Here is a 14,433-nt window from a genome sequence, read left to right as displayed (position 1 = left end):
AATATTTCGTACCGGATCGGCGACATCTGCACTTGCTTTGTGCTAATTGCAGCGCCCATCGGAGGAATTTTTGGGGATTATGGCGTTTACAATGACAAAAGCATTTCTTTCACACCTCACCACCGAGCTCGCGTCCCTCAAGGACGCAGGGCTTTACAAGTCCGAGCGTGTCATCACCTCGAAGCAGGCGGGGGAGATCGCCGTTGCTTCCGGCGACCGCGTCCTGAACTTCTGTGCCAACAATTACCTTGGCCTTGCCGACAACGAGGAGCTTGCCGAAGCCGGCAAGCAGGCGCTCGACCGGTATGGCTACGGCATGGCCTCGGTGCGCTTCATCTGCGGGACGCAGGAAGAGCACAAGCAGCTCGAGGCGCGCATCTCCTCCTTCCTCGGCATGGAAGACACGATCCTCTATTCGTCCTGCTTCGATGCCAATGGCGGCCTGTTCGAGACCCTGCTCGGCGAAGAGGATGCAATCATTTCGGATGCGCTGAACCATGCCTCGATCATCGACGGCGTGCGCCTCTCCAAGGCCAAGCGCTTCCGCTATGCCAATAATGACATGGCAGCTCTCGAAGAAGAGCTGAAGAAGGCCGAGGGCAGCCGCTTCAAGATGATCGCAACCGATGGCGTCTTCTCGATGGACGGCATCATCGCCAATCTGCAGGGCGTGTGCGATCTCGCCGATAAATACGGTGCGATGGTCATGGTCGATGACAGCCATGCCGTCGGCTTCGTCGGCAAGAACGGCCGAGGCTCGCCCGAATATTGCGGCGTCGAGGGCAGGATCGATATCATCACCGGGACGCTCGGCAAGGCGCTGGGTGGCGCGTCTGGCGGTTACACGTCCGGCAAGGCCGAGGTCATCGACTGGCTGCGCCAGCGCTCGCGCCCCTATCTGTTCTCGAACACGCTGGCCCCGGTCATTGCGGCGGCGTCGCTGAAGGTCTTCGACCTGATCGAAAACGGCGATGGTTTGCGCGAAAAGCTTACGGCCAACGCGACGCTGTTCCGCACCGAAATGACCAAGCTCGGCTTCACGCTGGCAGGCGAGGGACATGCGATCATTCCTGTGATGCTCGGCGACGCGAAGCTGGCGCAGGACATGGCGGCACTGATGCTGACGAAGGGCGTCTATGTGGTCGGCTTTTCCTTCCCGGTCGTGCCGAAGGGCCAGGCCCGTATCCGCACGCAGATGTCGGCGGCGCATTCGACGGGTGATGTCGAGCGGGCGATTGCCGTCTTTGCCGAAGCGGGCAGGGAGCTTGGGGTTATCTAGATGCGGTTTCCCCCTTCTCCCCAGCGGGGAGAAGATGTCCGTCAGGACAGACGAGGGGGCGAGCGAAGCGAGGCTCGGAGCGCAAGCGAAGAGCAGTTGATGTTTACGGGGGCAGCCCCCTCATCCGCCCTTCGGGCACCTTCTCCCCGCTGGGGAGAAGGGACAGTGAGGCCGGGCGCCAATCGAAGGAAGAAAATTATGTCGAACATGATGAAGGCGCTGGTGAAGTCGAAGGCAGAGGTCGGGCTCTGGATGGAGAACGTCCCGGTTCCCGAGGTCGGCCCGAACGACGTGCTGATCCGCGTCAAGAAGTCCGCGATCTGCGGCACCGACGTGCATATCTGGAACTGGGACCAGTGGGCGCAGAAGACCATTCCGGTGCCGATGGTCGTCGGTCACGAATTCTGCGGCGAGATCGCCGAGATCGGTTCCGCAGTCACCAAATACCATGTCGGCGAGCGTGTCTCCGGCGAGGGACATATCGTCTGCGGCAAGTGCCGCAACTGCCGTGCCGGCCGCGGGCATCTCTGCCGCAACACGCTCGGCGTCGGCGTCAATCGCCCGGGCTCCTTCGGTGAGTTCGTCTGCATTCCCGAAGCCAATGTCGTGCCGATCCCGGATGATATTCCCGATGAGATCGCGGCGATCTTCGATCCGTTCGGCAATGCCGTTCACACCGCTCTGTCCTTCGATCTCGTCGGCGAAGACGTGCTGGTCACTGGTGCCGGGCCGATCGGCATCATGGGCGCGCTGGTTGCCAAGCGCTCCGGCGCCCGCAAGGTCGTGATCACCGATATCAACCCGAACCGTCTGGATCTCGCCCGCAAGCTCGGGATCGACTACGTGGTCGATGCATCCAAGGAGAACCTGGCCGACGTGATGAAGTCGATCGGTATGACCGAGGGCTTCGATGTCGGGCTTGAAATGTCGGGTGCGGCACCCGCGTTCCGCGACATGATCGACAAGATGAACAATGGCGGCAAGATCGCCATCCTCGGCATCGCGCCGGCCGGCTTCGAGATCGACTGGAACAAGGTGATCTTCAAGATGCTAAACCTCAAGGGCATCTATGGCCGCGAGATGTTCGAGACCTGGTACAAGATGATCGCCTTCGTCCAGGGCGGCTTGGATCTTGCGCCTGTCATTACTCACCGGATCAAGATCGGTGAATTCCGCGATGGCTTCGAGGCGATGCGCTCGGGCAATTCCGGCAAGGTGGTCATGGACTGGCTGTAAACGAGGAGGAAACCGGCATGAAATACGAGGGAAGCTGTCACTGCGGCAACGTCGCCTTCGAGGTCGAGGGCGATTTCGCCGAGGCACTGGATTGCAATTGCAGCTTCTGCCGCAAGCGCGGCGGCTTGCTCGGTTTCGTGCCGATGACCCAGTTCGAGCTGAAGACGCCGCGCGAGAAGGTGTCGACCTATACGTTCAAGAGCCACGCAATCCGGCACAATTTCTGTGCCGATTGCGGTATTGCGCCGTATAGCGAGGCGACGGCACCGGATGGAACGGCAATGGCGGCGATCAACCTGCGCTGCATTCCGGCGGTCGATATCGGGGCATTGAAGATCAATCCCTTTGATGGCGCGTCGCGGTAGCGGCCTATACTGCGGCGCCAAGACATGGGGCCGCAAATGCCACTATAAAACCGCCATTGACTCGGATAAGAGGGGACGAGAGCTTTACGCCCTTGTCTTTCACTGGTGACATCCTATCTAAGGCTGGCAATCGCTTAAGCGGTTCGTCAGCCTGTGGATAAGGCATTTTCCGTGTTTTCGGCAGCTTTTTTTGTGGAAAAGCTTGACGAGATGAAAAATTGTGGGAATCACCGTTCGACTTAAAGCGGTGAACTTGGGTCAAGGCGGATCGCACAAACCATGGCCGGAAATTTAGAAGCATTGAAGCTCTGTCATCCGGCGCCGGCAATCGTGGTTAATCAGGCTTTAAAGGTCATCCCGTTAGGTGGGTAATTGGTGATTCGAGACCGGCGGTTGCACGCAGTCTCGTAGCGGCCATCACCAGCGAGTTTGAATAGCGTCAGGAAGGCGACGACATAAATGGCAACGAAGGTCAAAGAGAACGAAGAAGCGGAAGTCGAACGCGACGGCGCAACCGACGGCCCTCTTCTCGATCTTTCCGATGACGCGGTCAAGAAGATGATCAAGGCCGCGAAAAAGCGCGGCTATGTGACGATGGACGAGCTTAATGCCGTTCTTCCGTCCGAAGAAGTGACGTCCGAACAGATCGAAGACACGATGTCGATGCTCTCCGACATGGGCATCAACGTGATCGAAGACGAAGAAGCTGAAGAAGCCCAGGGCGGCGGCAACAGCGACGACGACGACAGCGGCAGCGATGACGACAACGAAGGTGGCGAACTCGCGCCTTCGAGCGGCACCGCGCTTGCGACGGCGAAGAAGAAGGAACCGACCGATCGTACCGACGATCCGGTGCGCATGTATCTGCGCGAAATGGGTTCCGTCGAGCTGCTGTCGCGCGAAGGCGAAATCGCCATCGCCAAGCGCATCGAGGCCGGCCGCGAAACGATGATCGCCGGTCTCTGCGAGAGCCCGCTGACCTTCCAGGCCATCATCATCTGGCGCGACGAACTGAACGAAGGCACGACGCTGCTGCGTGAGATCATCGATCTCGAAACGACCTATTCGGGTCCGGAAGCCAAGGCCGCGCCGCAGTTCCAGAGCCCTGAAAAGATCGAGGCGGACCGCAAGGCTGCCGAAGAGAAGGAAAAGACCCGCCGCGCCCGTACCGGCGACGACGACATCACCGATGTCGGCGGCGAAGGCATGCCGATCGAGGAAGAGGAAGAGGACGAAGACGAGTCCAACCTTTCGCTGGCCGCGATGGAAGCCGAGCTGCGCCCGCAGGTCATGGAAACTCTCGATCTGATCGCCGAGACCTATAAGAAGCTGCGCAAGTTGCAGGACCAGCAGGTCGAGCAGCGCCTTGCCGCGACGGGTACGCTGTCGTCGGCCCAGGAGCGCCGCTACAAGGAGCTCAAGGACGAGCTGATCAAGGCCGTCAAGTCGCTGTCCTTGAACCAGAACCGCATCGAGGCTCTGGTCGAGCAGCTCTACGACATCAACAAGCGTCTCGTTCAGAACGAAGGCCGCCTGCTGCGTCTGGCCGAATCCTACGGCGTCAAGCGCGACAGCTTCCTGGAACAGTACCAGGGTGCCGAGCTCGACCCGAACTGGATGAAGTCGATCGCCAATCTGGCCGCCCGCGGCTGGAAGGAATTCGCCAAGGGCGAAAACACGACGATCCGCGACATCCGCCAGGAAATCCAGAATCTGGCGACCGAAACCGGCATCTCGATCTCGGAATTCCGCCGTATCGTGCATATGGTGCAGAAGGGCGAGCGTGAAGCGCGTATCGCCAAGAAGGAAATGGTCGAAGCGAACCTTCGCCTCGTCATCTCCATCGCGAAGAAGTACACGAACCGCGGCCTGCAGTTCCTCGACCTCATTCAGGAAGGCAATATCGGCCTGATGAAGGCGGTCGACAAGTTCGAATACCGCCGCGGTTACAAGTTCTCGACCTATGCGACGTGGTGGATCCGTCAGGCGATCACCCGCTCGATCGCCGACCAGGCCCGCACGATCCGTATTCCGGTGCACATGATCGAAACGATCAACAAGATCGTTCGTACCTCGCGCCAGATGCTGCACGAAATCGGCCGTGAGCCGACGCCGGAAGAACTGGCCGAAAAGCTTGCCATGCCGCTCGAAAAGGTCCGCAAGGTCCTGAAGATCGCCAAGGAACCGATCTCGCTCGAAACCCCGGTGGGTGACGAAGAGGATTCGCACCTCGGCGATTTCATCGAGGACAAGAACGCGCTGCTGCCGATCGACGCCGCCATCCAGGCGAACCTGCGCGAGACGACGACCAGGGTTCTGGCCTCGCTGACGCCGCGCGAGGAACGTGTTCTTCGCATGCGCTTCGGTATCGGCATGAACACCGACCACACGCTCGAAGAAGTCGGCCAGCAGTTCTCGGTTACCCGCGAACGTATCCGCCAGATCGAAGCGAAGGCGCTGCGCAAGCTCAAGCACCCGAGCCGCTCACGCAAGCTGCGCTCGTTCCTCGACAGCTGAGCGGACGACATCACGACATACGAAGCCCGGCCATGTGCCGGGCTTTTCTTTGGGGCGGAGTGCAACTAAGGCGTTTGCCTGCCGCCGTCATGCCACAATTCGGCAGAGGATGGCCGGAGTTCCAGCAAACAACGGGCCGCAGTGCATGACGATCACGTCGCATCCAAAGACAATGGCGGGATGACCGGTGGCGTGGGCCGGGAGACAGCCAGAGGCGGGTTTCAACTGGGGCGCTCCGGCTTCCCTGCTGGTGCACGCGCTGTTCATCGCCTTGCTGCTCATCTATCTGCCGAAGCCTGCAATTTTCAATGCATCCGGCGAGGATAGCGTCAGTGTCGATATCGTCCCGGCGCCGCCCGCGGATGTGCCTTCCGAACGCCGCGCTAATCCTGTTCCGCAGCAAGCCGAAGCGGGTACAGTTCCCGCAGAGCCTTCACCCGCCGTCCCAGTCTTCAAGCCGCTACGGCCGCCCGTGATCAAGATCGATCCGCCTGCCGATGCGCTGGTGCAAGCGCCCCAGCTGTTCTCCGGCCGTACGCTCAGCGATCCCCGCAGCAGAAAGGCCAAGGCGGCGCTGCGCCAGCTTTCCGGTGACGAACGCAATCTACAGCTTTGCGGGGCTCGAGGCGATGGAACAGCTGCGCCGGTCGCGGCCGGGTATCAGCCCCGATGCAATCGCGCCCTATGCCATGGCACCGGAGAAGGTCAGGGGCGGCAGCATCGATGTCGAAGGTGGCGCCTTTCGCAGCGGGAGGATGTGGTACGCGATTCGCTTCCACTGCGAGGTCGATATTGCTTCCGGCGTGGTGCGCTCGTTTGCCTTTGCCGCCGGCGATCCCATTCCGCGCAACCTCTGGCAGGATCACAATCTCGTGGCCGACGACGGCCCGGCCGACTAACCCCGCCATATTCGCTGGAAATCATGCATCTTTCCGTTTTGCGGCTTGATGCTGCCTGCTTTTGACGCCACATCGGCATCAAGCGGTTTTAGGTGCAATGCAGAAGCTATCGAAGAAGCATTTGGCAGGGATCAGTTGGGGTGTGGCGGCATCGGTTGCGCTGCATGTGCTGGTCGCTGCCGTGCTTCTGGTGAAGCTTCCGACGCCGCAGCCTGAGCCGCAGCAGGAAGAGGCCGTGCAGGTCGAAATGGTGCCGCCGCCGGAGGAAAAGAAGGAAGAACCGAAACCCGAGGCGCCGAAGCCCGAGGAGAAGAAGCCGGAAGAGCAGGCGAAAAAGGAAGAGCCGCCTCCGCCACCGCCGCCACCGGAAGAGAAGAAGCCGCAGGAGGAGGCGAAGCAGGAACCACCGCCGCCGCCCCCTCCGCCTGAGGAAAAGAAGGCCGAGGAGCAGGTCAAGAAGGAAGAGCCCCCACCGCCGCCTCCGGAAGAGAAGAAACCGGAAGAGCAGGCAAAGCAGGAGCCCCCTCCGCCACCACCACCGCCGCCTCCGCCGGAAGAAAAGAAGGCCGAAGAGCCGAAAGCCGAACCGCCGAAGGCCGAGCAGGACGCCGCAAACAAGCAGGCTGAAGGCAAGCAGGGGCAGGGTTCACCCATGCCTGTGCTTCGGCCGGTCTTCCAGTTCGGCGACAAGGATAGCGGCCCGAAGAAGTCCGATACCGGCAACAGCGCCGAGGGCGAAGCCAAGCCTGCCACCAGCGCGCCAACCCATGAGGATGCCGCGGGCGAGCCGAAGCCCAAGGCCGATGCCGGCGACAAGCCCGATGGCGCCAAGGAGCCACCTGCCAAGCCGGTGCCCGACGACATCAATCTTCCGCAGGTGGATATTGCCGACGCGCATTCGGAGAACAACGCGCCTGAGATCGATGCTTCGGGCACGGCGATGACCAGCATCGAGCAGGCAAAGCCTGTCGAAAAGCCTGTTGACGCCGCGAAGCCGGACGCGCCGAAGGACGGCCTTGCCGAGGCAAAGACGCTGTTTTCGCAGGATGACGACGGCGATCAGGTGGCGAGTACAGCAATGAACGGTATTCCGCGCGGCCGCCGCGCTGCGCAGCTCTGCAGCACCGAACTGCGCGAGCAGCTGGTTCACGGATCGCCAGCCTATCGCCCAGTGATCGTGCCGATGTACAGGCTGTCGAAGGGCACGGTTCTTGAGGTGAAGCGTGGCGCCTTCCGCACGGCTGAAACTTGGTATGACGTGCATTTCCGCTGCGAGGTCAATGACAACGCGACTGAGGTCGTGTCCTTTGCGCTCGATGTCGGCAACGCGGTGCCACGCAGCAACTGGCGCAGCCGCGGCTTTCCCGAGTAGCGCCAGCTTTGCGCAAGACAGCCCCCGTATTCTCCCGTCATCGCCGATGTTCCGGTGAATGAAAGGACGATGATATGTCGAACGATGTCGAGCACTTCCTCGAATCCCAAGATGAAGCCGTGGCTCTGGCTTTTATCGAAAACAAGTCGGACGAACTGACCGATATCCTTGTCGCAGCCCTTGAAGATGCGCTGCATATCCTTTCCCAGGAATTTGGCCCGCAGACGGTCCATTGATCGCTTGACGCCTTGTGCCGCCATCCGGCGGCTGGCACTCTTGGCTATTGCGGAGAGTGCAGCATGGATGGCGGGTTCAGAATGTACCGCTCGGCGGTATCAGGTATCGACGCTGTCGAGGCGGTAAGCCGGCAGAGTTTCGCGCGCCATACGCATGAGCAGTTCGGGATCGGGTTGATCTATCGCGGCGCCCAGAAATCGCTGAGCGGCCGCGGCATGGTCGAGGCCGAAGCGGGCGATATCATCACCGTCAATCCCAATGAGGTTCACGACGGCATGCCGCTCGGCGAGGGCAGGGCGTGGCGTATTCTCTATTTCGATCCCGGCGTTTTCGGCGATCTCGCCATGGAAGCGGCCGACGGTGGATCGCGGCGCTGCGAAATTCCGCATCCCGTGCTTCGCGACAACCGGATGGCCCAGCGCTTCCTGGCGCTGTTTTCGGCCGTCACCGGCAGCGGGGAGCCGCTGCGCCTAGACGAACTTCTGGTGACGCTGACGGCCGATATTCTGCGCGAGGGGCGCGAGATCACGGATGCCGCGCCGGTTCCAACCTCGGTCGGCCGAGCCCGGTCGCTGATCGATGACGATCCGGCAGCACCGGTATCGCTTGCCGCATTGGCGCGGGAAAGCGGGCTCAGCCGTTTTCAGCTGGTGCGGGCCTTCAGCCGCGCCACCGGTCTCACGCCGCATGCCTATCTGATCCAGAGCCGTGTTCATCTGGCGAGGCGCTTGATCTGTCGGAAGATGCCGCTTGCCGAAGTGGCGGCTGCGAGCGGCTTTGCCGATCAGAGCCATATGACCCGGGCCTTTACGGCGCGCTACGGGCTTTCCCCCGGCATCTATGCCCGCGGCGCTTCCTGATCGCCTGCAATTTCCTTCAAGACCCCGGCCTGCTTTCCCGCTCATCTGGCTTCGATCCAGGGTGCAGGACATGACACGGCAGCAGCAGGGCTATCTCTATCTGACATTGGCGATGACGACGGTCGGCAGCACCGTGATCGCCAGCAAACTGATTGCAGCCGGCTTGCCGCCGTTCACGGCGACGGCGCTGCGCTTTGCTGCGGCACTGCCGTTCTTCCTGCTTCTGATGCGGGCAACCGGGACACGCTTTCCGCGGCTGCCGCGCCACGACTGGGGTATCCTCGTCATCCAGGCGGCAGCGGGCAGCGTCGGCTATACGACGCTGCTGATCTCAGGGCTGTCTATCACTTCGGCCGCCAATGCCGGGGTGATCATCGGAACGCTGCCGGTCGTCTCCGCTGCTATCTCCATCCTGCTGCTCGGCGAGCGGCCGGATCGCTTTCTGCTGCTGGCGATCGGCCTTGCGGCGGCCGGTGTGCTGTCGATCGTCTTTGCGCCCGGCGCCGGTCACGGGTCTCTTGTCGGTGACGTCATGATCGCCGGCGCGGTTCTCTGCGAGGGGCTGTTCATTCTGCTCAACAAGCGGCTGAGGACTGCCATTCCGCCTCTGGCGCAATCGGCGCTGATGGCGGCGATCGGCTTGGTTGCTGCTGCCATCCCGGCGTTGTTCGAAAGCCACGCGATATCGGCGGCGTCAGGAACGGCGCTGCTTTCCGTGCTCTACTACGCGCTGGTACCGACGGTGGCGGGGTTCATGCTGTGGTATGCCGGGGCCGAACGGGTCAGCGGCTCGGAAGCCTCGCTGTTCACGGCCGTTGCCCCGGTCTCTGCCGTCATTTTCGCCTTTGTGTTGCTCAGCGAACCCGTCAGTCTCAACCAGGTCGTCGGCATCGGTGCCGTGCTGGCGGCGGTCGCAGGGCTTGCCCTCGCTGGCCGCAGACGCGGGGCGGCCTAGCCTTCATCGCGGCGGAAATGGGCGCGGTAATCGCGCGGCGTCATGCCCTTTTCGGCGCGGAACTGGCGATTGAAATTGGCGAGCGAGGCATAGCCGACGGCATCGGCAATATGGGCAACCGGCTGGCTGGTCGAGGAGAGGCGGGCGCAGGCATCGCCGATCCGCATGCGGATCAGATAGTCGCTGACCGTCGTGCCGGTATGGCGGCGGAACATGCGGTGCAGGCCCGAGACGCTGAGGGCGGCAATATCGGCAAGCTCGTCGAGCCCGAGCGGCCGCGCATAGTTCAGATGAAGATGGGTGAGTACCCGGTCGATGCGCTCGCGGCTCTCCTGCAGCGCCGGCTGCTGGCCGGGCGTGCTGGCAAGCGGCGCTGCCTGGCGGTCGGCGGCGACCTGGGTGAGGATCGACAGCAGCGAGAGCAGGCGCTCGGCCGGTGGCCGGTCGAAGATGGTTTCGAATTGGGGGCGGACAGCAATTCCGGTCTCCTTGGAAAACTGCAGGCCATTCTGGCCGCGGACCATCAGTTGCTCGATCGGCCGAAGCTCGACCGCGCCCGCCGTCATCTGCCGCATCCAGTCCGGGTGAAACCAGAGAACCAGAGCGCGGTGCGGCACGGCGGGGTCAAGCTTTTCGCGTGACGCCCAGGTGTGGGGCAGGTTGGGGCCGACGAGCACGAGGTCGCCATCCTCATATTCGCCGGTGTGATCGCCTATGAAGCGCTGGCCGACGGAATTGAGGGTGAGCGTCAGCTCAAATTCCGGATGGTGGTGCCAGACGAAGGGAATGGCATCGTCGAGCCGCCGGTTCAGCATCGGCCAGCTGACATCGGATTGGCGGGGGAGAACTTCGAGATAGGGTCTCATCGGGCGCTGATCACGTTGACGACGCCAAAATAGTATCAGAATAGGCCATAGGCGGGCAACATTGCCGCCACGCTACAGTTACACTCTCCTCATCGCCTGAACCGACAGGGATTACCGCAATGGGAGAGAGACATGCAGCAGACAGCCATGAAGCGCGACGCGCATCCGACCGCAGGTTCGGTCACCACGCAGCTCAAGGATATCAAGAAGAAGCTTCCGCTTCGCGTGCTCTCGGAGGCCGACTGGCAGCACTGGACGAAGAAGGGTTACGTCATTGTCCGTCAGGCGGTGCCTGCGGAGAATGTCGAGCGGCTTGTGGAGGTGCTCTGGCGTTTTGACGAGAAGGACCCGAACGATCCTTCGACCTGGTACGCGCCGCAGCGCCGCGAGCACAAGATGAAGGAACTCAACAACACCGGCATGCTGGAGATCTACAATCACCAGGCGCTGTGGGACAACCGGATGGAGAAGCGCGTCTATGACGTGTTCGTCGACATCTGGGACCGCGAGGACCTGTGGGTGACGATCGACCGCGCCAACCTCAATCCGCCGAAGAAGGTCAAGGGCAATCCGAACGGCTTCATCCACTGGGACGTCGACACCTCGATCGACCCGCTGCCGATCGGCGTCCAGGCGGTTCTCAGCCTGAAGAAGCAGGACGGCGATGTCGGCGGCTTCCAGTGCGTTCCCTATCTCTTCGAGCATTACGAGGAATGGGTGAAGACACAGCCTGCGGACCGCGATCCGATGCATCCTGACATGACCGGTCTGTCGACCGAGAATATCTCGATGGAGCCCGGCGACCTGATGATCTTCAATTCGCTGCTGGCCCATGGTGTGCGCCCGAACCATTCCGACAACCGCGTGCGCATGGCGCAGTATATCTCCATGCATCCGGCGGAATACGACAATGCCGAAGAGCGCGACGAGCGCATCCGCCTATGGCGGGAGCTCGACAGCCCGAAGCGCGACGCCTTCCCGGGCGACCCGCGCGAGTGGGAAAAGAACAATGCGACGACGGCGGAACTGACGCCGCTGGGGCGGAAGTTGCTTGGGCTGGATCGCTGGGCTTGAGCCACTGAGAGGCCACCGAGCTTAATGCAGGGGCGCCTCTCAGGCGCCCCCTCATTTGCGTGACGCAAGCAGGAATGACCGAGATGTAGTGCGTGCGGCCCCCTCATCCGGCCCCCCTTGGGCCACCTTCTCCCCGCTGGGGAGAAGGGATGCCGGAGCCGCAGCATTCGCTTCCCGTCTACCCTTGGGGAGAGGGTAGGGTGAGAGGGCTCCGGGTGCGGCGTGTCAATTTTCGAATAGAGGCAACCGATGACGGCAGAACCAGTTGCTGGCTAATCGCCTCCCGCCTCTTGGGCTCTTCGCCTATCCTCCCTATCTCTCCATGCATCAATCCATTGGAGGCACCCATGTCAGGCAGGCCCGTCAAGATTCCCGGACCCGATCATCCGATCAGCGTCGAGCACAATCCGGCCCGTATCGTCGTGAAACTGGGCGGCAAGGTGATTGCCGATACGCATGATGCGCTGACGCTGCGCGAGGCGTCCTATCCGCCGGTGCAGTATATTCCCCGCAAGGATATCGACATGTCGCTGCTGGCGCGTACCGATCATTCGACCCATTGCCCGTATAAGGGCGATGCTTCCTATTACAGCATCGTGCCTGGCGGCGATCGATCGAAGAATGCGATATGGACCTATGAGACGCCGAACCCTGCGGTCAGCGAGATCAAGGACCATATGGCCTTCTATCCGGATCGCGTCGATTCCATCGAGGAGCTGCAGGTGCCCGAAGCCGGGCAGTTCTAACGCGGGGTGACGATGCGCGGCTTGGCGCCGCGCATCGCGTTCAGTTTGTCCGGACGAGACAGCGCACCAGGCCTTCCAGCGAGACGCGGCCGGCGGGCGTGCCGCTTTCGCCGATGACGGTCGCCTGCGTGGCGTTGTTCTCTGTCATCATCCGCATGGCTTCCTCGACATTGTAGCTGCCCGGAATCCGGACCGAGGAGTCGCCTGCGGGGTTGCTGAGCGGCTCCATCAGCGCGTCGACGCGGATGACGCGGCCGCGGTTCACTTCCTTGACGAAGGCCTTGATGTAGTCGTCGGCGGGGCTCAGCACGATATCGGCCGCGGTGCCCTGCTGGATGACCTCGCCGTCGCGCAGGATGGCGATCTTGTCGCCGAGGCGTAGCGCCTCGTCGAGATCGTGGGTGATGAAGACGACGGTCTTCTTCAGTTCCCGCTGCAGCTCGAGAAGCACGGTCTGCATGTCGACGCGGATCAGCGGATCGAGGGCCGAGTAGGCTTCATCCATGAGGAGGATGTCTGCGTCGTTGGTCAATGCTCGGGCAAGGCCGACGCGCTGCTGCATGCCGCCCGAGAGCTGGTTCGGATAGTGGTTGGAGAAGCCTTCCAAACCCACACGCTTGATCCAGATATCGGCGCGCGCCTCGCGCTCGGATTTCGGCACACCCTGGATTTCCAGGCCGTAGACGGTGTTCTGCAGCACCGTGCGGTGCGGCAGGAGGCCGAACTTCTGGAACACCATCGCCGTCTTGTGGCGGCGGAATTCGCGAAGTTCTTCCTCGTTCATCTGGCAGACGTCGGTGCCGCCATAGAGCACTTCGCCCGAAGTCGGGTCGATCAGCCGGTTGATGTGGCGGATCAGCGTCGATTTGCCGGAGCCTGAAAGCCCCATGATGACGGTGATGCTGCCGCCGGGGATATGGATATTGATGTCCTTCAGACCGAGAACGTGACCGTGCTCCTTGTTGAGCTCGGTTTTCGACATCCCCTTGGTGACGGCTTCCACGAAGTCGCGGCCGCGGGGACCGAAGATCTTGTAGAGATTGCGGATTTCGATCGATTGACTAGCCATGCACGATTTCCCGGTGCTTCTGCAGGCGCAGACCATAGGCCTGGCTGATGCGGTCGAAGATGATGGCGATGCCGACGATGGCGAGACCGTTGAAGACGCCGAGGGTGAAATACTGGTTGGCGATCGCCTTCAGCACCGGCTGGCCGAGGCCCTGGACGCCGATCATCGAGGCGATGACGACCATGGCGAGCGCCATCATGATGGTCTGGTTGATACCGGCCATGATGGTCGGCAGCGCCAGCGGCAGCTGGACATTGCGCAGCTTCTGCCAGCTGGAGGAGCCGAAGGCGTCGGCGGCTTCCAGAACATCCTTGTCGACCATGCGGATGCCGAGATTGGTCAGGCGGATCATCGGGGGGAGGGCGTAGATGACGACCGCGATGACGCCGGGCACACGGCCGATGCCGAGCAGCATGACGACGGGGATCAGGTAGACGAAGCTCGGCATGGTCTGCATGACGTCGAGCACCGGATTGACGATGTTCTGCATGCGGTTCGAGCGCGACATGCCGATGCCGATCGGAATGCCGATGACGATCGACAGAACCGTACAGACGAAGATCATCGATACCGTCTTCATCGTATCCTGCCACATGTCGAACCAGCCGATCAGAAGCAGGGTCACCACACAGCCGGCGACGATCTTCCAGCTGCGGCTCGCCACCCAGGCAATGGCGGCAACGGCAAGGATGACCACCGGCCACGGCGCGCCGGTGAGAAGCCTTTCGGCCCAGATCAGGAAACTTTGCAGCGGGCTGAAGAGCCCTTCGATGCTGTCGCCATAGGCGCGGGTGAAGCCGCGAAAGCCTTCATCCACGGCCCTTTTCAGGTCGCGCAGCATATCGTCGTTCATCGTTGGAAATTTCCAAAGCCAATCCATGTCGGTCCCCATGGCAAAAGCAGCGGCGGCCCATTCTTCTTACGGGCGTCGCTTGAAAACATCGGGCGGGCGGCGTCC

14 protein-coding genes are annotated in these 14,433 nt (G+C 61.8%); 11 read left to right on the top strand and 3 right to left on the bottom strand.

What is annotated here, in order from left to right:
- Positions 1-91 precede the first annotated feature (91 nt).
- From AC1DIJ_RS06630 to AC1DIJ_RS06590, 9 genes are all read left to right on the top strand, one after another.
- Entirely contained in the window at positions 92-1,279 is a 1,188-nt protein-coding gene (locus tag AC1DIJ_RS06630; RefSeq protein WP_112386331.1) for a glycine C-acetyltransferase, read from the top strand.
- A 198-nt stretch (positions 1,280-1,477) separates the two neighbouring features.
- Positions 1,478-2,515: an L-threonine 3-dehydrogenase gene (tdh, locus tag AC1DIJ_RS06625; RefSeq protein WP_112386332.1), complete on the top strand. Its 1,038-nt coding sequence runs from the start codon at positions 1,478-1,480 to the stop codon at positions 2,513-2,515.
- 17 nt (positions 2,516-2,532) lie between these two features.
- Positions 2,533-2,880: a GFA family protein gene (locus AC1DIJ_RS06620; protein WP_112386333.1), complete on the top strand. Its 348-nt coding sequence runs from the start codon at positions 2,533-2,535 to the stop codon at positions 2,878-2,880.
- A gap of 459 nt (positions 2,881-3,339) precedes the next feature.
- A complete protein-coding gene (gene rpoD / locus AC1DIJ_RS06615; RefSeq protein ID WP_112386334.1) occupies positions 3,340-5,397 on the top strand; it encodes an RNA polymerase sigma factor RpoD in 2,058 nt (685 codons plus the stop codon).
- Positions 5,398-5,987: 590 nt separating this feature from the next.
- Complete coding sequence (locus AC1DIJ_RS06610; RefSeq protein WP_477831353.1) at positions 5,988-6,296, top strand: DUF930 domain-containing protein; 309 nt, start codon at positions 5,988-5,990, stop codon at positions 6,294-6,296.
- 97 nt (positions 6,297-6,393) lie between these two features.
- Complete coding sequence (locus AC1DIJ_RS06605; RefSeq protein WP_148194314.1) at positions 6,394-7,668, top strand: DUF930 domain-containing protein; 1,275 nt, start codon at positions 6,394-6,396, stop codon at positions 7,666-7,668.
- A 74-nt stretch (positions 7,669-7,742) separates the two neighbouring features.
- Positions 7,743-7,904, top strand: a complete 162-nt coding sequence (locus tag AC1DIJ_RS06600) for a hypothetical protein (protein WP_310294486.1) — start codon at positions 7,743-7,745, stop codon at positions 7,902-7,904.
- Between the two features lie 63 nt (positions 7,905-7,967).
- A complete protein-coding gene (locus AC1DIJ_RS06595) occupies positions 7,968-8,765 on the top strand; it encodes an AraC family transcriptional regulator (RefSeq protein WP_112386897.1) in 798 nt (265 codons plus the stop codon).
- Positions 8,766-8,835: 70 nt separating this feature from the next.
- Positions 8,836-9,720 carry a DMT family transporter gene (locus AC1DIJ_RS06590; protein ID WP_112386898.1) on the top strand — a complete coding sequence of 295 codons (885 nt, stop codon included), beginning with the start codon at positions 8,836-8,838 and terminating at the stop codon, positions 9,718-9,720.
- Here AC1DIJ_RS06590 and AC1DIJ_RS06585 read toward each other — a convergent pair.
- A complete protein-coding gene (locus AC1DIJ_RS06585) occupies positions 9,717-10,586 on the bottom strand; it encodes an AraC family transcriptional regulator (protein WP_112386899.1) in 870 nt (289 codons plus the stop codon). The genes AC1DIJ_RS06590 and AC1DIJ_RS06585 overlap by 4 nt on opposite strands.
- A gap of 132 nt (positions 10,587-10,718) precedes the next feature.
- Here AC1DIJ_RS06585 and AC1DIJ_RS06580 point away from each other — a divergent pair, with 132 nt between their 5' ends.
- Positions 10,719-11,660 carry a phytanoyl-CoA dioxygenase family protein gene (locus tag AC1DIJ_RS06580; protein WP_112386900.1) on the top strand — a complete coding sequence of 314 codons (942 nt, stop codon included), beginning with the start codon at positions 10,719-10,721 and terminating at the stop codon, positions 11,658-11,660.
- A gap of 347 nt (positions 11,661-12,007) precedes the next feature.
- Positions 12,008-12,406, top strand: coding sequence for a DUF427 domain-containing protein (locus AC1DIJ_RS06575; protein WP_112386901.1), 399 nt, complete (start codon positions 12,008-12,010; stop codon positions 12,404-12,406).
- Positions 12,407-12,446: 40 nt separating this feature from the next.
- Here AC1DIJ_RS06575 and AC1DIJ_RS06570 read toward each other — a convergent pair whose 3' ends face one another.
- Both AC1DIJ_RS06570 and AC1DIJ_RS06565 read right to left on the bottom strand, forming a co-directional pair.
- A complete protein-coding gene (locus tag AC1DIJ_RS06570) occupies positions 12,447-13,475 on the bottom strand; it encodes a quaternary amine ABC transporter ATP-binding protein (RefSeq protein WP_112386902.1) in 1,029 nt (342 codons plus the stop codon).
- The gene (locus AC1DIJ_RS06565; RefSeq protein ID WP_112387442.1) at positions 13,468-14,355 is read right to left on the bottom strand and encodes an ABC transporter permease; all 888 of its coding nucleotides are present in this window, start codon (positions 14,353-14,355) and stop codon (positions 13,468-13,470) included. Before AC1DIJ_RS06565 ends, AC1DIJ_RS06570 begins: the two co-directional genes overlap by 8 nt.
- Between the last annotated feature and the right edge of the window lie 78 nt (positions 14,356-14,433).

This window comes from Rhizobium sp. 10N427 (genome assembly GCF_056394605.1).
This window is presented reverse-complemented; position numbering and strand designations above follow the sequence as displayed.

Bases quoted from the DNA above. Each gene is read 5' to 3' on its own strand.
- AC1DIJ_RS06630 (WP_112386331.1), top strand. From the start codon at position 92: ATGACAAAAGCATTTCTTTCACACCTCACCACCGAGCTCGCGTCCCTC.
- tdh (WP_112386332.1), top strand. From the start codon at position 1,478: ATGTCGAACATGATGAAGGCGCTGGTGAAGTCGAAGGCAGAGGTCGGG.
- AC1DIJ_RS06620 (WP_112386333.1), top strand. From the start codon at position 2,533: ATGAAATACGAGGGAAGCTGTCACTGCGGCAACGTCGCCTTCGAGGTC.
- rpoD (WP_112386334.1), top strand. From the start codon at position 3,340: ATGGCAACGAAGGTCAAAGAGAACGAAGAAGCGGAAGTCGAACGCGAC.
- AC1DIJ_RS06605 (WP_148194314.1), top strand. From the start codon at position 6,394: ATGCAGAAGCTATCGAAGAAGCATTTGGCAGGGATCAGTTGGGGTGTG.
- AC1DIJ_RS06600 (WP_310294486.1), top strand. From the start codon at position 7,743: ATGTCGAACGATGTCGAGCACTTCCTCGAATCCCAAGATGAAGCCGTG.
- AC1DIJ_RS06595 (WP_112386897.1), top strand. From the start codon at position 7,968: ATGGATGGCGGGTTCAGAATGTACCGCTCGGCGGTATCAGGTATCGAC.
- AC1DIJ_RS06590 (WP_112386898.1), top strand. From the start codon at position 8,836: ATGACACGGCAGCAGCAGGGCTATCTCTATCTGACATTGGCGATGACG.
- AC1DIJ_RS06585 (WP_112386899.1), bottom strand. From the start codon at position 10,586: ATGAGACCCTATCTCGAAGTTCTCCCCCGCCAATCCGATGTCAGCTGG.
- AC1DIJ_RS06580 (WP_112386900.1), top strand. From the start codon at position 10,719: ATGCAGCAGACAGCCATGAAGCGCGACGCGCATCCGACCGCAGGTTCG.
- AC1DIJ_RS06575 (WP_112386901.1), top strand. From the start codon at position 12,008: ATGTCAGGCAGGCCCGTCAAGATTCCCGGACCCGATCATCCGATCAGC.
- AC1DIJ_RS06570 (WP_112386902.1), bottom strand. From the start codon at position 13,475: ATGGCTAGTCAATCGATCGAAATCCGCAATCTCTACAAGATCTTCGGT.
- AC1DIJ_RS06565 (WP_112387442.1), bottom strand. From the start codon at position 14,355: ATGGATTGGCTTTGGAAATTTCCAACGATGAACGACGATATGCTGCGC.